Genomic DNA, 16,793 nt, shown 5'->3' with positions numbered 1-16,793 from the left:
ATGGACATCCAGCTGGTGGCCGAAGGCCTGCAGTTTCCCGAAGGCCCGGTGGCCATGGCCGACGGTTCGGTCATCGTCACCGAGATCCAGGGCCAACGCCTGACGCGCGTCTGGCCCGACGGCCGCAAGGAGACCGTGGCGGAAACGGGCGGCGGGCCGAACGGCGCGGCGATCGGACCCGACGGGGCGCTCTATGTCACCAACAACGGCGGCAGCTTCCACTTCTTCGAAGCCAACGGCCTGAACATTCCCGGACCAACGCCCCCGACCCACACGGGCGGCTATATTCAACGCGTGGACCTCGCGACCGGCGCGGTGACGACGCTCTACGCCGCGTGCGACGGCAAGCCGCTGATCGGGCCCAACGATCTCGTCTTCGACAAGCACGGCGGGTTCTGGTTCACAGACCACGGCTGCTCGACGCCCGACGGAAAGAAGTTCGGCGCGCTCTACTACGCCCTCCCTGACGGCTCGAAGATCACCCGCTGGCGCGACCACTTCGTCTCGCCCAACGGCGTGGGGCTCTCGCCGGACGAGAAGACGGTCTACATGGCCGACACCATGCTGGGACGGCTGTGGTCGTTCGACGTCGCCTCGCCGGGCGTGCTGGCCGATCCCGCGCCGTTGCAGCCGGGCAACGTGGTCTGCAACCTGCCGGGCTACCAGCTGCTGGACAGCCTGGCCGTCGAGGCCGGCGGCAAGGTCTGCGTGGCGACGATCATCAACGGCGGGATCACCGCCTTCGACCCGGACGGCTCGACCGAGCACTACGCCGTGCCGGACGTGATCGTGACCAACATCTGCTTCGGCGGCGCCGACATGCGCGACGCCTGGATCACCGCCTCGGGGACCGGCAAGCTCTACAAGGCCCGCTGGCCGAGGCCGGGGCTGAAGCTGAATTTCAACGGATAGTTCCTCCCCCGCGATGCGGGGGAGGTGGCCCAGAGGGCCGGAGGGGGCTAACTGGGCCGATATCCAGCTCGCCCCCTCAGTCGCTCCGCGACAGCTCCCCCGCATCGCGGGGGAGCATCTTCGGCCGCCTAGTACAGCACCCCCAGCGCCTGGCGCTCGAAGTTCTGCAGCTCGCCGTTGCGGCCCTCGTGGACCTTCACGACCCATTCGGGATCCTGCAGCAGGGCGCGACCCACGCCGACCAAGTCGAACTCGCCGCGCTCGAGGCGCTCGAGCAGGCGATCCAGCGAGGCGGGCTGGCTGCCCTCGCCGCCGAACGCGGCGATGAACTCGCCCGACAGACCCACCGAACCGACGGTGATGGTCGGTGCGCCGGTCAGCTTCTTGGCCCAGCCGGCGAAGTTCAGGTCGCTGCCCTCGAACTCCGGTTCCCAGAAGCGGCGTTGCGAGCAGTGGAAGATGTCGGCGCCGGCGTCGGCCAGCGGCTGCAGCCAGGCCTCCATCTCCTGCGGGGTGGTCGCCAGGCGGGCGGCGTAGTCCTGCTGCTTCCACTGCGACAGGCGGATGATCACCGGATAGTCCGGGCCGACGGCGGCGCGGACCGCTTTCAGGATCTCGGCGGCGAAGCGGCCGCGCTCGCCCAGCGTCGGGCCGCCCCACTTGTCGGCGCGGACATTGGTGCCCGGCCAGAAGAACTGGTCGATCAGGTAGCCGTGGGCGCCGTGCAGCTCGACCGCGTCGAAGCCGAGACGCTTGGCGTCGGCCGCGGCCTGGCCGAAGGCGGCGATGGTGTCGGCGATGTCGGCGTCGGTCATCGGCTCGGTGAACGGGTTGCCGCCGGCCTTCGACAGACCCGAGGGGCTGTCCACCTTGCCCAGCTGGTCCGGCCCCTTCGCCGCGCCGACGTGCCACAGCTGCGGCGCGATCAGGCCGCCGGCGGCGTGGACCTCGTCGACGACCTTCTTCCAGCCCGCCAGTTCCTTCTCGCCATGGAAGCGCGGCACCTTGGCGTCGTTCAGCGAGGCGGGACGGGCGACGCCCGTGCCCTCGGTGACGATCAGTCCGACCTGGTTCTCGGCGCGGCGACGGTAGTAGGCGGCGACATCGTCGGTCGGCACGCCGCCCGGCGAGAACGACCGCGTCATCGGCGCCATGACCACCCGATTGGGCAGCTTCAGCGACTTGAACTCGAAGGGCTTGAACAGGGCGTCGATGGCCATGGGATATCCGGAACAGAAGGTGTTGCTGGCGATCCAAACATTTGTTCGCTGATTGCGCCAGTTAGAAATACTGCAGCTTCGGCGACTTGCGCGCCCCCTCCGTCTCGTCGCGTATCCGCGCCGATCCACCTCCCCGCACGCGGGAGAGGATGACGGTCTCCATCCTCACCCGTGCAACGGGGGAGGTGGCGCGATGCGAAGCATCGTGACGGAGGGGGCGCTAGACCTCACAGCCCCAGCACCATCTTGGCCATGATGTTGCGCTGGATCTCGTTGGATCCGGCGTAGATCGAGGTCTTGCGATAGCTGAAATAGGCCGGCGCGGCCGGCGCAGCGTAGTCGGGGCCCGCCCTGCCCTCGTTGCTCTTGGACCAGGAGTCGCGCACGAACGGCGCGGCGTAGGTCCCGACCGCCTCCAAGGTCAGTTCGGTGATCGCCTGCTGATGCTCGGAGCCCACGCATTTGAGCATGGACGAGGCCGGGCCGATCGCCTTGCCCGCCGAGCGGCCGGAGAAGATCCGCAGCTCGCTGGCGTTCAGCGCCTGCACCTGGATCTCCAGGTTGCTGATCTTGTTGCGGAAGTCAGGATCGTCGATCAGCCGTCCGCCGTCATCGGCCAGCTCCAGGGCGGCGATGCGCTTGACCTTCTTGAGCATGTGCATGAGGCCGGGCGCGTAGGCGTTGCCGCGCTCGAATTCCAGCAAGTACTTGGCGTAGGTCCAGCCCTTGTTCTCCTCGCCGATGCGGTTGGCGACGGGCACGCGGACATTGTCGAAGAAGACCTGGTTGATCTCCTGCTCGCCCTCGGGCGGGCCGTCCAGAGTGGGCAGCGGCTTGATCTGGATCCCGGGCGTGTCCATCCGCAGCAGCAGGAACGAGATGCCCTCCTGCGGCCGTCCCTCCGTCGAGGTGCGAACCAGGCAGAACATCCAGTCGGCCCACTGGGCGTGGGTCGTCCAGATCTTCGAGCCGTTCAGGACGTAGTCGTCGCCATCGCGCTCGGCCTTCATCTGCAGCGACGCCAAGTCCGAGCCCGAGCCCGGCTCGGAATAGCCCTGGCACCACCAGATGTCCGACCGCAGGATCGGCGGCAAATGCTGGGCCTTCTGCTCGTCGGTCCCGAACGCCATGATCACCGGGGCGACCATCTTCAGCCCCATCGGCGACGAGGTCGGCACGCCGGCCAGGCTCATCTCCATGTTGAAGATGTAGCGCTGCGAGGCCGTGAAGCCGGGGCCGCCGTGCTCGACGGGCCAGTCGGGCGCCGCCCAGCCGCGCTCGAAGAGCTTCTTCTGCCATTTCACCTGGCCGGCCTTGTCCAGATAGCCGTTCTTGGACTGGCTCATCTGGCGGCGCAGGTCGTCGTCATAGGCGGTGGCGATCCAGTCGCGCACCTCTTGCTGGAAGGCCAGATCCTCGGCCGAGAACGCCAGGTCCATCGCCCTATTCCACCGCGTCGAGGTACTCGATGTTCGGGGCGGCGGCCATGGTCGGCCCCATCGCCGCGCCGGCGGCCTTGAAGTAGTCGGTGCCGCCGTGGTGCTTGAGCGCGTCGGCCGAGGCGTAGAGCTCCAGCACCTTGTAGACGCCGGCCTCGGTCTTGGACTTCGTCAGTTGGTACATGAGGCAGCCAGACTCGTTGGCCTTCACCTTGGCGGCCAGGTCCAGGAACACCTTCTCGAATTCAGCGGACTTGTCCGGCTGGACGTACAGGGTCGCGACGACACCGATCATGCTTGCCTCCCAACATTTGTTTGAAAGGCAGGATGGGATAGGCGCGCGGCCGGGGCAAGCGCGACGTTGGGGAAGCTAGCGCTTTGAGTTTACGGCCGCTCGTTCCAGCCGTAGGCGACCCACGAATGGCCGCCGACGTTCCGGGCCTCGATCAGACCGGGATCGGCGTCGCGGGCGGCGGCGACCTTGCGGCCGCGGAACGCGAAGGCCGCCAGGCCGAACAGGGCGCTGCCGATGAAGCCGACCACCACCACGGTGGCGGCGAAGACCACGGCCAGGATCGCGCCGATCACCACGGCCGCCGACGTCGCGAGCGCGCCCGCGATCCAAGCGAGATTACGCCAGGGCGAAACTGCGGCGGTGTTGGTCATCGGCGTCCTCACATCACGCTCATGATCATTCTTAGGTGGTTCACAAGCGCTGAACATCAACTGAACACCCGCCGAACGCGGATGAAAAGCCTTTTTCCCTCGCCCGAAGCGAGACCAAACGCCTCACCTCAACCGGCGGCGGCGAGCCCCAGTTCCCGACGTTCTCGCATCACGGTCGAGAAGGCGGCGTTGATCGCGGCGGCCTTGGCCTCGGCCACCTCGATGAACTCCGTAGGCAGGCCGCGCGCGCGTGCGCGATCGGGGTGAACGCTGGTCAAGGCGATCTTCCAGGCTTTGTGGACCGTGGCGTCGTCGGCGTCAGCCGGCACGTCCAGGATCGCATAGGGATCGTCGGCGCCCACGCCCAGGTGCGTGGCGCGCAGGCGGCGGAAGGCCAGCGGCGACATGCCGAACAGATTCGACACGCGCTCCAGATAGGCCAGCTCGTCGGTCGTCACGACGCCGTCGGCCTTGGCGATATGGAACAGACCGTCGACCACGTCCTCCAGAAGCTGAGGGCAACTGGAGTAGCGCTTGGCGAGTCGCTTGGCGTAGCTCTCGAAGCCGTGCGTGGTCTGGCGCGCCAGCTCGTACAGGCGGTGGATGTTGGGCTCGGAGGCCGGGTCGGGCTGGAACACCTCGGTGAAGGCGGCGAACTCGTGGCCGTCGGCGCGGCCGTCGACCTTGGCCAGCTTCGCGCCCAGCGCGGTCACGGCTGTCGAGAAAGCCGGATCCTCGCCCGGGAGACCGCCCGGACATTCGGTGCAGTCCGCTAGGTCGAGGCGCCGGGCCGCGATGCTCGCAATGTTGCGCCAGAAGCTCATGAACGCCTCGAAACCAGCGGACATAGGTGAATACGGAGATCGAGGCGATGCGGATCACGTCGACAAGGTGCTTCTAGCACATTGAGAATGATCATTCACATGACTTCGTTGCAATGCGGCGAAAGCGCATGGTCGTAGTCCGGGAGCCGAATGGCGTTCAGATCGTTATGGCTCCGCTTGGCGCTTCCGCGCCATGCAACGGTCCCAATCCGGACCGAAATGCTCTAGTCACTCCATACGATTACTCGAAAGGACCTCCGCCGCATGGCGAACGCCCTCTTTCTCGCCCTCGCCCTGCTGGCCCAAGACGGCCAGGCGAGCGCCCAGACGTCCCCCAACGCTCCGCCAACCGATGAGTACGGTTATGTCGCCTGGTGCTACGGCGCCCTCGGCGGCTACGCTTCGCTCTATGATCAGGTGATGCCCGAGGTGACGCGGATCGAGAAGGCGTTCCCTGGCCCCGACGGCGTTCAGGCCGCGCTGAAGACCTATCCGGAAATGCGCGCCCAGGCCCAGAAGGACCTCAAGACCTTCGCCTCGGCCATTACGGCGGCCGAGAAGGCCAGCCCCCGCCCGATCTCCGAATACGGCGGCGCCCAGGTCAAGCGCGGCGCGGCTGTCTGGCAAGGCGCGGCCTCGGTCGACAAGGCGCGTCTGGCCCAGATGTGGATGAGCTGGAGCCCGCCCGGCGACTGCGAGAAGCGCGCCAAGACCTTGGAGATGAAGTCATCCATTCTGGGTCGCGCGCTGAACTACAACGCCGCGGGCTCGGCGACGACGCCGACACCGACCTCGCCGCCGCCGGCCCAGCCGGAGACCCCCGCGCCGGCCCAGCCAGAAACGCCGGCGCCGCAGCCCGTCGCCGAGGCCCCCGCTCCGAAGCCAGCGGCCGCCACGCCCGCGGCGACGACCGCCATGCCGAAGGCCAAGCCGGCGGCCGCGCCGGCCAAGAAGCTCCCGCCGATCGGCGGCGGCGAGATCATCGTCGATCCCGTCAATCCGGTTCCCTGCGCCGGCAGCCTGCTCCCCGCCAAGCGCGGCGGCCGCGACGTGCTGATCTGCAAGCCGAATTGATTGTTGCTTCCCCGCGATGCGGGGGAGCTGTCGCGAAGCGACTGAGGGGGCGAGCTCGGCGAACGCGGCGCTAGCCCCCTCCGGCCCTCTGGGCCACCTCCCCCGCGGCGCGGGGGAGGATCTGTCAGCTCGCCAACACCCCGCTCTCCGCCAAGGCCTTGAACCACCGGTACGAGGCCTTTGGCGTTCGCACGCCCGTCGCGCGGTCCATCGCCACCAGGCCGAACTTCGAGGTGTAGCCGAGGTCCCATTCGAAGTTGTCGATCAGGGTCCACTCGAAATAGCCGCGCACGTCGCAGCCGGCCTCGCGCGCCGCCAGCACGGCTTGCAGGTGGCGGCGCAGATAGGTGATGCGGAACTGGTCGTCGAGGATACCCGGCCCCGGGCCGAACGGGTCCGAGCAGCCGTTCTCGGTGACCAGCATGGGCGGCGCGCCATAGTCGCGGCGGACGCGGTTCAGCACCTCGAACAGACCTGACGGATCGATGTGACGGCCGAAGGCGTCCAGTTCGGCGCCCTTCGGCGGCGCGGCCTGGGCGATCTTGCCGGGCGCGTTCAGATCCAGCCGCACATAGGCCGGGGCGTAGTAGTTCACGCCCAGGAAATCGACCGGCTGACGGATGTTGGCGAGGTCGCCGTCGCGCACGACGCCCACCAGAAAGTCGTCCATCGCCTTCGGATAGGTCCCCTTGAACAGAGGATCGAGCCAAGCGCCGTTCCACAGCGCGTCGAGCCCGTCGGACGCCAGCCGGTTCCAGATCGCCCACGGACCGCCGGCCGGACGGCAAGGCTGCAGCGCCATGGTGGTGCCGACCTTGAGGTCCTTGCCGCCCGCCCGCAGGGCCTGCATGGCCAGCCCCTGGCCGAGGTTCATGTGGTGGATCACCGGGCCGAGCAGCTTGTCGTCCTTCAGTCCCGGCGCGTGCTCGCCCAAGACGTGGCCGAAGACGGCGTGCACCGCGGCCTCGTTCAGGACGATGTAGTTCTTGAGCCTGTCGCCGAGACGCTCGACCACCGCGTGGGCGTAGTCGGCCAGGCGCTGGGCGGTGTCGCGGTTCTTCCAGCCGCCCTTGTCCTGAAGGCCTTGCGGCAAGTCCCAGTGAAACAGCGTGGCGTAGGGCGTGACGCCCTTGGCCAGCAAGGCGTCGACCAGCCGCGAATAGTGGTCCAGCCCCGCCGCGTTCACCGCCCCCTCGCCGGCCGGCAGGACGCGCGACCAGCTGATCGAGAAGCGGTAGGCGTCGAGGCTCGCCCCGGCGATCAGGTCGACGTCCTCCTGGAAGCGGCGATAGCTGTCGGTGGCGACCGTGGCGTCCGAACCGTCCTTGACGTGACCAGGGACCTTCTCAAACAGGTCCCAGACGCTGGGCCCGCGCCCGTCGGCGGTCTGGGAGCCCTCGGTTTGGAAGGCGGCCGTGGCGACGCCCCAAACGAAGTCCTTGGGAAACTGGCGACTCTTGGGGTTGAGGTCGGTCTCGCCCGGCCCCTCGCACCCCGACAGCCCCATGGCCGCGCCGCCCAGGGCCAGAGCCCCCAGCGCCCGCCGGCTGACGCCCGAGCGTTCCATGTCGTCCCCTCCCGTTATCCGTTGGGAGGAGCATGCGTTCGGATATCACGGTTCGCAATCCTCCCCCTCTGGGGGGAGGATTTTCGATCCTTAAGCCGCCGCGCCGCGCGCCCGGGCCAGCGGGTCGTAGTTCAGGATCGGCGAGAGCCAGCGCTCGGCCGTGGCCAGGTCCCAGCCCTTGCGGCGGGCGTAGTCCTCGACCTGGTCGGCGTCGATCTTGCCGACGCCGAAATAGTGCGCCTGCGGATGGCTGAAATAGAGACCCGAGACCGCCGCGCCGGGGGTCATGGCGTAGCTCTCGGTCAGTTGCAGGCCGGTGGCCGCCTCGGCGTCGAGCAGCTTGAACAGCGTGCCCTTCTCGGTGTGGTCGGGCTGGGCGGGATAGCCGGGCGCCGGGCGGATGCCCTGGTACTTCTCGGCGATCATCACCTCGGTGTCGGCCGCCTCGTCGGGGGCGTAGCCCCAGAGCTCGACGCGGGCCTTGTAGTGCAGCCACTCGGCGAAGGCTTCGGCCAGGCGGTCGGCCAGTGCCGAGGCCATGATGGCGTTGTAGTCGTCGCCGGCGTCCTTGAAGCGCTTGACGATCTCGTCCTCGCCATGGCCGGCCGTGACCGCGAAGCCGCCGACATAGTCCGCGCCCTGCCCGATCGGCGCGACGAAGTCCGACAGGGCGACGTTCTGCTTGCCTTCGCCCTTGTCCATCTGCTGGCGCAGGGTGTGCAGGCGCGAGAACTCGGCCGTGCGCGTGTCGTCGGTGTAGAGCACGATGTCGTCGCCCTGGGCCTGGGCCGGCCAGAAGCCGATCACGCCCTTGGCGCCGAACCACTTCTCGGCGACCACCTTGTCCAGCATGGCGCGGGCGTCGCGATAGAGGTCGGTGGCGGCCTGGCCGACCACGTCGTCCTCCAGGATCTGCGGGAAGCGGCCAATCAGCTCCCAGCTGGCGAAGAACGGCGACCAGTCGATGAACGGCACGAGTTCCGCCAGCGACGGCTCGAAGGTCCGTGTACCGATGAAGGCGGGTTTCGGCGGCGTGTAGCCCTTCCAGTCGATGGCGAAGGCGCGCTTGCGGGCCTCCTGGATCGAGGCCCGGGCCTTGTTGCTCTGGCCGCGCGCGTACTGCTCGCGGACCTTGACGTAGTCGGCGCGGGTCTCGGCGATGATCCGGTCGCGCTCGCCTTCCGACAGCAGGCCCGAGACCACGCCGACCGCGCGGCTGGCGTCGACGACATAGGTCGTCGGACCCCGACGATAGGCCGGCTCGATCTTGACCGCCGTATGGGTGCGGCTGGTGGTGGCGCCGCCGATCAGCAGCGGAATGTCGAAGCCCTGGCGCTCCATCTCGGCGGCCACGAACACCATCTCGTCCAGAGACGGGGTGATCAGGCCCGACAGGCCGATCATGTCGACCTTGTGCTTCTTGGCCTCGTCCAGGATGCGGTCGGCGGGCACCATGACGCCCAGGTCGATGACCTCGTAGTTGTTACACTGCAGCACGACGCCGACGATGTTCTTGCCGATGTCGTGGACGTCGCCCTTGACGGTCGCCATCAGCACCTTGCCGGCGGCCTGGCGGACCTGGCCTTCCTTCTCGGCCTCCATGAACGGCATCAGCCAGGCCACGGCCTGCTTCATGACGCGGGCCGACTTCACGACCTGCGGCAGGAACATCTTGCCCGCGCCGAACAGGTCGCCGACGACGTTCATGCCGTCCATCAGCGGGCCCTCGATCACGTGCAGCGGACGCTCGGCGGCGAGACGCGCCTCCTCGGTGTCGGCCTCGATGAATTCGGTGATGCCGTGGACAAGCGCGTGGGTCAGGCGCTCGTTCACCGTGCCCTCGCGCCACGCCAGGTTGGCGACCTGCTGCTGGCCCTTCTCGCCCTTGTAGCGGGGGGCCATCTCGACCAGGCGTTCGGTGTTGGTCTGGTTCGGATCACGCTGCGGACGGTTGAGGATCACGTCCTCGACCGCCTCGCGCAGGGCCGGATCGATGTCGTCATAGACCGGCAGGTCGCCGGCGTTGACGATGCCCATGTCCATGCCGGCGTTGATGGCGTGGTACAGGAACACCGAGTGGATCGCCCGGCGCACCGGCTCGTTGCCGCGGAAGCTGAACGAGACGTTCGACACCCCGCCAGACACCCGCGCGTAGGGCAGCATCTGCTTGATGCGGCGCGTGGCCTCGATGAAGTCGACGGCGTAGTTGTCGTGCTCCTCGATCCCCGTCGCCACGGCGAAGATATTGGGGTCGAAGATGATGTCCTCGGGCGGGAAGCCGACCTTGTCGACCAGGGTGTTGTAGGCCCGCTCGCAGATCTCGACCTTGCGCTTTTCGGTGTCGGCCTGACCGACCTCGTCGAAGGCCATGACCACCACCGCCGCGCCGTAGCGCAGGCACAGCTTGGCCTGCTGGAGGAACTTCTCCTCGCCTTCCTTCAGGCTGATCGAATTGACGATCGCCTTACCCTGGACGCACTTCAGACCGGCCTCGATCACCTCCCACTTGGAGCTGTCGATCATCACCGGCACGCGGGCGATGTCGGGCTCGGCGGCCATCAGGTTCAGGAAGGTGACCATGGCCTGCTGGCTATCCAGCAGGCCCTCGTCCATGTTGACGTCGATGACCTGGGCGCCGGCCTCGACCTGCTGGCGCGCGACCGACAGCGCCTCGGGATAGTTCCCCTCGACGATCAGCTTCTTGAACTTGGCCGAGCCGGTGACGTTGGTGCGCTCACCGATGTTGACGAAGACGGGTCTCATAGGCGGGAAGTCCAGATAGCTCTGTCCCCTCCCCTTGACGGGGAGGGGGTGGGGTGGGGTGACGCGGCGGCCTGTCCCGACCACGGCGTCCTAGTCTGAAGCGCTGTCACCCCATCCCCTACCCCTTCCCCATCAAAGGGGAAGGGAGAGAGAAGGGACGCGAAACTCTAAGCCAACTCGAACGGTTCGAGGCCCGCCAGGCGCATGGCCTTGGGGCGCTCGGGGATCTGGCGGGGCTTCACGCCGCGCACTTCGTCGGCGACGTGGCGGATGTGGTCCGGCGTCGTGCCGCAGCAGCCGCCCAGGATGTTGACCAGGCCGTCCTTGGCCCATTCGTGCAGGGCGTGGCCGGTCTGGTGCGGCTCCTCGTCGTACTGGCCCATGGCGTTGGGCAGGCCGGCGTTCGGGTAGGCCGCGACCAGAGTGTCGGCGACGCGGGCCATCTCGGCGATGTGCGGGCGCATCAAATCAGCGCCCAGGGCGCAGTTGAAGCCCACCGCGAACGGCTTGGCGTGCTTGACGCTGTTCCAGAAGGCCTCGGCCGTCTGGCCCGACAAGGTGCGGCCCGAGCGGTCGGTGATGGTGCCGCTGATCCAGATCGGCAGCTCCTCGTGGCCCTCGTCGCGCCAGTCCAGGATCGCCTTGATCGCGGCCTTGCAGTTCAGGGTGTCGGTGATCGTCTCGATCAGGAAGAGGTCGACCCCGCCCTGGTAGAGCGCGTCCACCTGCTGGCGATAGGCCTCGTAGACCTGGTCGAAGGTCACCTTGCGCGCGCCGGGATCGTTCACGTCCGACGACATCGACAGCATGACGTTCAGCGGCCCGATCGAGCCGGCGATGAACTTCGGGCGCTCCGGGTTCTCGGCGTTCCAGCGATCGGCCACCGAGCGACCGATCCTTGCGCCCTCGAGGTTGATGTCCCAAACGTCCTGGGCCGACAGGTGATAGTCCGCCTGGGCGATCGTGGTGCCCGAGAAGGTGTTGGTCTCGGAGATGTCGGCGCCGGCCGAGAAATAGGCGTCGTGCAGCTCGGCCACGAGATCCGGCCGGGTCAGGCACAGGATGTCGTTGTTGCCCTTCATCTGGCCGTCGTGGGCGGCGAAGCGGTCGGCGCGGTAGTCGGCCTCGGTCAGGCCCTTCTTCTGGAACATCACGCCCCAGGAGCCGTCGAGAATGAGGATACGCTCCTTGGCGGCGGCCTTGAGCGCGGCGACGCGGTTCGCGCGGATGGACAGGTCGGTCATCGGCAGAACTCCGAGGCGCAAGCGCCCCCTCCGTCACGCCGCGTATCCGCGGCGCGCCACCTCCCCCGCTTTGCGGGTGAGGAGGAAACAGTTGCATCCTCCCCCGTGCGACGGGGGAGGTGGATCGGCGCGTAGCGACGAGACGGAGGGGGCGCTCTCATTGCGCGCCTCCAACGCCCTGCTGGCGCGCCAGCCCCTTGTTGAAAGCGGCCTCGTAGCCGTCGACGAACCGCCCCATCTCGGTCGGATCGACGAAGGCGTTCGGATCGCCGCGCAGCTGCTTCTGACGCTTGGCCAAGAGGTCGCCCTGCTCCTCGTGGCTGGGCAGCACGACGTCGGTCGGAATGGCCCGCATCGTCGCGAAGCTGGCGCGATAGTCGGCGACGATCGTCTTGTGGCCCTTGTTGCCGACCAGCATGTTGCCGGCCACCGACAGCGAGCACGGGAAGGTCACGTTCAGCGGCCGCCCCTTCTCGATCACCGCCGTCGTCCAGGTGGTGCAGCCGATGGTGTGGCCGGGCGTCAGGTGGGCGACGAGGCTCGTCTCGCCCAGCTTCAGCTTCTGACCGTCGCCGAACGCGCGATCGACCTTCACCGCCGGCATCGGGGTCGGGCCGTTCTCATTGTCGCCGATGTGGTGGCCCTGCTCGATCGCCGGCTCGTCGCCCCGCGAGATCCACAGCTTGGCGGCCGGGATGTCGGCCTTCAGTTGCGCCAGGCCCCCCGCGTGGTCGTAGTGGGCGTGGGTGTTGATCAGGAACTTCACATCGGCCAGCTGGAAGCCCAGCGAGGCGATGTTGCGCTCGATCTGCTTGCCAGTCTCGGCGTTGGGGCCGCCGTCCAGGATGACATGGCCCTCGGATGAGGTGATCAGCCAGGACGAGATCCCCTCGGTGCCCACGTAATAGATGTTGCCGACCACGCGGTAGGGTTTGGTCGGCTTGGTCCAGTTGGCGGGCATGTCGGCGTGGGCCGCGGGCGCGAGCGCCAGGAGCAGCGTCGCCAGCGCGGCCAGAGCGCCCCCTCCGACACGATGCTTCGCATCGCGCCACACCCCCCGCTTCGCGGGTGAGGAGGAAACGGTTGCATCCTCCCCCGAGCAACGGGGTAGGTGGATCGGCGCGGATACGCGACGAGACGGAGGGGGCGCTAGCAGCGTCATGCGGCGACCTCGGAAGCGGCGGGCGAAACCTCGCGCAGGCCCAGCACGCGGCAGATGGCGTAGACCAGATCCGCGCGGTTCAGGGTGTAGAAGTGGAAGTCCTCGAAGCCCTGTTCCTGCAGCTTGGCGCACATCTCGGTGGCCACCGAGCAGGCGATCAGGCGGCGGGTCTCGGCGTCGTTCTCCAGCCCGTCGAACAGGTTGGCCAGCCAGCCGGGAATGGTGGTCTGGCAGGCGGCGGCCATCTTCTTCAGACCGGTGAAGTTGGTCACCGGCATGATCCCGGGCACGATCGGGATCGTGATCCCGGCCGCGCGGACCTTGTCGACATAGCGCAGGAAGGCGTCGAGATCGAAGAAGAACTGGCTGATGCCCAGCGTCGCGCCGGCGTCGACCTTCTGCTTCAAGACGTCGATGTCGTGCTCCAGCGACGGGCTCTCCGGATGCTTTTCCGGATAGACCCCGACCAGCACCTCGAACGGCCCGATCGCGCGCACGGCCTTGGTCAGTTCGGTGGCGTTGGCGTAGCCGTCCTCGCGCGGGACGTAGACGCCGCCGATGCCGCCCTCGCCCGGAGGCGGGTCGCCGCGCAGCGAAACGATGTGGCGGACGCCGATGTCCCAGTAGTCGCGGATCACCTCGTCGACCTCGGCGCGCGAGGCGCCGACGCAGGTCAGGTGGGCGGCGGGCTTGAGGCTCGTCTCGTCCAGGATGCGCTTGACCGTCCGGTGGGTGCGCTCGCGCGTCGAGCCGCCGGCGCCATAGGTGACCGAGACGAAGGCGGGGTCTAGCGGCGCCAGGCGGGTGATCGCCTGCCACAGGCTCTCTTCCATCTGCGGCGTCTTGGGCGGGAAGAACTCGAACGAGACGCGCGGGCGACCCCCGTTCTGGTTTTGACTCCGCTCGCCGGCGCGGGCGACGGGACCGATCACGCGGCGGGTGGGCGGAAGGGTCATGCGGCGGTCCTTTCGGCGGCGACGCTCTGGGGCCGGCGCGCGGTCCAGATCTTGACGGTCAGGCCCTCGCCCGTGGAGGGCGGCAGGGCGATATTGTTCTCGAGCTGGAGGCCGGCGGCGCGCAGCCACGGAACGATCTCGCTGTCCTCGAAGCCCAGGCGGCGATGCTGGTGGACCTCGCGCAGGAACTCGTGGTCGTGCGGGGCGAAGTCGGCGATCAGCAAGAGGCCGCCGGGCGCGACCAGGCGCGCGGCCTCGGCCACGGCGTTGGCGGGGTCGGACAGATAGTGCAGCACCTGGTGAACGGTGACGAGGTCGGCGCAACCGCCCGGCAGGCCGGTCCGGAAGATGTCGCCGTGGCGCAGCTCGCAGCTGGCGAGGCCCGCCTTGGAGACCTCGTCGCGCGCGATGTTCAGCATCTGCTGGGAGAGATCCAGACCCAGGGCGTTGCTGGCGCGCTTGCCTAGCAAGGTCAGCATGCGCCCCGCGCCCGCGCCCAGGTCGACCATCTCGTCGAACGGCCCCTCGCCGGTGTCGCGCGCAGGATCGCGGCCTCGACCTCGGCCTCGTCGACGTACAGCGAACGGATCTCGTTCCAGCGCGCGGCGTTGCGGGCGAAATAGGCCTGAGCGTCCATCGAACGCTCGGCGCGCACGGCGGCCAGCTTGTCGGCGTCCAGGCGGATGACGGGATCGGCGTCGTCGATCAGATCCAGCGCCTGCTCGACCAGGAACCGGCCGGGCGACTTGGCGGCCAGGCGATAGAACACCCAGGCGCCGTCCGGGAACCGCTCGACGAGGCCGGCCTCCGCCAGAAGCTTCAGGTGACGCGACACGCGCGGCTGGCTCTGGTCGAGGATGCGGCACAGCTCCAGCACCGACAGCTCCTCGGCCGCCAGCAGGGCCAGCAGCCGCAGACGCGTGGACTCGCCGGCGGCGCGCAAGATCTCAACGACCTGTTCGGCGTTCAACTTCATGGGGACATAAAGATATCTTTATGTCCGTTTTGGCAAGAGGAATTTATGCCCCTGGCTCGGCCTTGGCGGCCTCCCAAAGCTCGATTTTCACCCCGGCCGGGTCCATCAGCCAGGCGAACCGCCCATAGCCTTCGTCCTGCCGGCCCAACGGCTCGACACCCTCGGCGGCGGCGCGCGCGAGAACGCCATCAATATCATCGACAATGAAATTGATCATGAACGGCGAGGCGGACGGCGCGAAATAGTCGGTGTCGGCGGCGAACGGCGACCAGGTCGCCTGGCTGCCCTTGGGCGCTTCGAACAGCGCGCCGCCCCAGTCGTGAACCTCGAACCCCAGCACACGCGCGTACCAGTCTCGTACGGCCTTGGGATCCTCGGCCTTGAAGAACACCCCGCCCAATCCGAGAACCTTGGCCATCGGTCGATTTCTCCACGCTTGCCCATCCACACCCTATCAGGGGCTGGCGCGTTGGCGATCCTTTGCGGAGCGCGCGGAGGCAGCCTGGGCCTCAGGCCGAGATGTTGACCAGTGTTCCGCTGAGTTCGGCAGTGACCTGGCCAAGAGCCGCGCCTGCCGCCGCCGCCATTTTGACGTTCGTCTGCGCCACCGCCAACTGAGTCAAATCCGCGACAGGCGCCGGAGGCGGACTGGAGTCCGTGGCGGGCTTCGCCCTGGGCGTATAGCTGGCGACGTTGACGGCCGAGACCTGCATGGCGGCTTCCCTTGGTGCTTCGCAGCAACCTGGGTTGGAAGCGTTAAGCAGACCTGACCAAACAAGGTTAAGCCCCCCCTAGGCCGCCACCGGCGTCGCCAGCGGCTCGCCGTGGAAATAGCGGCGCAGGTTTTCCAGGGTCAGGTTGACCATGGCCGGGATGCTGTCCAGCGTCGCGCCGGCCGTGTGCGGCGTCAGCACCACGTGCGGGACGCCTTCCCAGCGCGCGGCCGGCGTCGGCTCGTGCTCGAAGACATCCAGCGCGGCCATGCCCAGGGCGCCGGATTTCAGCGCCGCGATCAGGGCGTCCTCGTCGATCAGCGCGCCGCGCGCGACATTGACGATCAGTCCCTGCGCGCCAACAGCCTCGATCACGGCCTGGTCGATCATATGACGGTTCTCGGAGTCCGGCCGCGCGCAGACGACCAGCACGTCGCTCTCGCGCGCCAGGGCCATCAGGCTGTCGGCGCGGCGGTAGTCGCTGTCCTTGGCGCGCGGCCCCCACCAGGCGATCTTCATCTCGAAGGCCGAGAGCCGTCGGGCGACGGCCTCGCCGATATGCCCCAAGCCGACGATCCCCGCCTTGCGGCCGCGCAGGCCGTGGCGCGGCGCCATGCGTTCGGCGTGGCTCCAATGGCCGGCGCGGATCCGCCGGTCGCCCTCGACGATCCCGCGCCAGGCGGCCAGCACCAGGCCCACGGCGTGGTCGGCGACGTCCGCGGCGTTGAGACCGGTCGAGTGGGTCACGGCGATGCCGTGCGCCTTGCACCAGGGCACGTCCACGCCGTCGTAACCCACGCTGACACAGGCGATCAGGCCCAGTTGCGGCATTTCCGAGAGCATGTCCGGACTCAGAGGCATCTCACCCGCGTGGACGATCGCCTTCACGCCAAGGCCCGGCCCCTCCAGGAAGGCCAGCCGGTCCGGGTAGTCCCACAGGCGGTGCACCACGTAGGCGCCCTCCAGCAGCGGCTGCAGCGGCATCAGCATCTCGTGCGACAGCAGGACGTGGGGCTTGTCGATCGGCTTGCCGCTGTCGGGCATCGTTTCCTCCATCAGACGCGTCGCGAGGCTAACGGCTTTCTCGCTTCAAGCCAGAGCTAAGCGGCTTGTGGCGCCCTCGCCAGGGAAGCCGGATCACGAGGCGGTGACAAGCCTGACCTTGGCGTTTCGCCCTTATGGCCAGGCTGTGAACACGCGCGCGCGTCAGGCGTTTGCATGCTTGGCGCTCCAAGGCGTCGTCCCAGACCCCGGAGAATCCACGATGTTGACCAAGA

15 protein-coding genes and 2 pseudogenes are annotated in these 16,793 nt (G+C 68.0%); 3 read left to right on the top strand and 14 right to left on the bottom strand.

The features are described 5' to 3' along the window. Positions 1–912 (top strand): SMP-30/gluconolactonase/LRE family protein, encoded by a 912-nt coding sequence (locus tag CSEG_RS06490; protein ID WP_013078456.1) that lies wholly within the window; start codon positions 1–3, stop codon positions 910–912. Between the two features lie 128 nt (positions 913–1,040). Here the strand turns inward: CSEG_RS06490 and CSEG_RS06485 are convergent, their stop codons facing one another. Continuing rightward, complete coding sequence (locus CSEG_RS06485) at positions 1,041–2,132, bottom strand: NADH:flavin oxidoreductase (protein WP_013078455.1); 1,092 nt, start codon at positions 2,130–2,132, stop codon at positions 1,041–1,043. 92 nt (positions 2,133–2,224) lie between these two features. On the opposite strand from CSEG_RS06485, the pseudogene CSEG_RS23235 reads away from it, so the two are divergent. Beyond that, positions 2,225–2,420, top strand: a pseudogene (locus tag CSEG_RS23235) (hypothetical protein); the annotation flags it as partial. Here CSEG_RS23235 and CSEG_RS06480 read toward each other — a convergent pair. From CSEG_RS06480 to CSEG_RS06465, 4 genes are all read right to left on the bottom strand, one after another. Continuing rightward, a complete protein-coding gene (locus CSEG_RS06480) occupies positions 2,360–3,571 on the bottom strand; it encodes an acyl-CoA dehydrogenase family protein (protein ID WP_013078454.1) in 1,212 nt (403 codons plus the stop codon). The pseudogene CSEG_RS23235 and the gene CSEG_RS06480 overlap by 61 nt on opposite strands. Positions 3,572–3,575: 4 nt before the next feature. Further along, complete coding sequence (locus CSEG_RS06475; RefSeq protein WP_013078453.1) at positions 3,576–3,866, bottom strand: putative quinol monooxygenase; 291 nt, start codon at positions 3,864–3,866, stop codon at positions 3,576–3,578. Positions 3,867–3,955: 89 nt separating this feature from the next. After that, complete coding sequence (locus tag CSEG_RS06470; protein ID WP_407642830.1) at positions 3,956–4,294, bottom strand: hypothetical protein; 339 nt, start codon at positions 4,292–4,294, stop codon at positions 3,956–3,958. A 71-nt stretch (positions 4,295–4,365) separates the two neighbouring features. Continuing rightward, positions 4,366–5,061, bottom strand: a complete 696-nt coding sequence (locus CSEG_RS06465) for a J domain-containing protein (RefSeq protein ID WP_013078451.1) — start codon at positions 5,059–5,061, stop codon at positions 4,366–4,368. A gap of 264 nt (positions 5,062–5,325) precedes the next feature. On the opposite strand from CSEG_RS06465, the gene CSEG_RS06460 reads away from it, so the two are divergent. Beyond that, complete coding sequence (locus tag CSEG_RS06460) at positions 5,326–6,135, top strand: hypothetical protein (RefSeq protein WP_013078450.1); 810 nt, start codon at positions 5,326–5,328, stop codon at positions 6,133–6,135. 124 nt (positions 6,136–6,259) lie between these two features. On the opposite strand, the gene CSEG_RS06455 is transcribed toward CSEG_RS06460, so the two are convergent. The 9 genes and pseudogenes from CSEG_RS06455 to CSEG_RS06415 form a co-directional block, all read right to left on the bottom strand. Beyond that, a complete protein-coding gene (locus CSEG_RS06455) occupies positions 6,260–7,702 on the bottom strand; it encodes a GH1 family beta-glucosidase (RefSeq protein ID WP_013078449.1) in 1,443 nt (480 codons plus the stop codon). A 90-nt stretch (positions 7,703–7,792) separates the two neighbouring features. Further along, a complete protein-coding gene (gene metH / locus CSEG_RS06450) occupies positions 7,793–10,465 on the bottom strand; it encodes a methionine synthase (RefSeq protein WP_013078448.1) in 2,673 nt (890 codons plus the stop codon). A gap of 167 nt (positions 10,466–10,632) precedes the next feature. Beyond that, positions 10,633–11,709: a homocysteine S-methyltransferase family protein gene (locus CSEG_RS06445; RefSeq protein ID WP_013078447.1), complete on the bottom strand. Its 1,077-nt coding sequence runs from the start codon at positions 11,707–11,709 to the stop codon at positions 10,633–10,635. 157 nt (positions 11,710–11,866) lie between these two features. Continuing rightward, positions 11,867–12,724 (bottom strand): CAU/MBL1b family subclass B3 metallo-beta-lactamase, encoded by an 858-nt coding sequence (gene blaCAU / locus CSEG_RS06440; protein WP_041538501.1) that lies wholly within the window; start codon positions 12,722–12,724, stop codon positions 11,867–11,869. A gap of 143 nt (positions 12,725–12,867) precedes the next feature. Next, positions 12,868–13,827 carry a methylenetetrahydrofolate reductase [NAD(P)H] gene (metF, locus tag CSEG_RS06435; protein WP_013078445.1) on the bottom strand — a complete coding sequence of 320 codons (960 nt, stop codon included), beginning with the start codon at positions 13,825–13,827 and terminating at the stop codon, positions 12,868–12,870. Then, positions 13,824–14,803 (bottom strand): annotated as a pseudogene (locus tag CSEG_RS06430) (metalloregulator ArsR/SmtB family transcription factor). The gene metF and the pseudogene CSEG_RS06430 overlap by 4 nt, the downstream one beginning before the upstream one ends. Before the next feature lie 43 nt (positions 14,804–14,846). Next, positions 14,847–15,221 carry a VOC family protein gene (locus CSEG_RS06425; RefSeq protein WP_013078444.1) on the bottom strand — a complete coding sequence of 125 codons (375 nt, stop codon included), beginning with the start codon at positions 15,219–15,221 and terminating at the stop codon, positions 14,847–14,849. Positions 15,222–15,312: 91 nt separating this feature from the next. Then, positions 15,313–15,516: a hypothetical protein gene (locus CSEG_RS06420; RefSeq protein WP_013078443.1), complete on the bottom strand. Its 204-nt coding sequence runs from the start codon at positions 15,514–15,516 to the stop codon at positions 15,313–15,315. Positions 15,517–15,594: 78 nt separating this feature from the next. Then, positions 15,595–16,560, bottom strand: coding sequence for a 2-hydroxyacid dehydrogenase (locus tag CSEG_RS06415; protein ID WP_013078442.1), 966 nt, complete (start codon positions 16,558–16,560; stop codon positions 15,595–15,597). Positions 16,561–16,793 lie beyond the last annotated feature (233 nt).

The sequence above is a fragment of the Caulobacter segnis ATCC 21756 genome (genome assembly GCF_000092285.1).
Taxonomy (GTDB): Bacteria; Pseudomonadota; Alphaproteobacteria; order Caulobacterales; family Caulobacteraceae; genus Caulobacter; species Caulobacter segnis.
The sequence above is the reverse complement of the archived record's forward strand: the minus strand, read 5'-3'. Positions and strand labels throughout refer to the sequence as shown.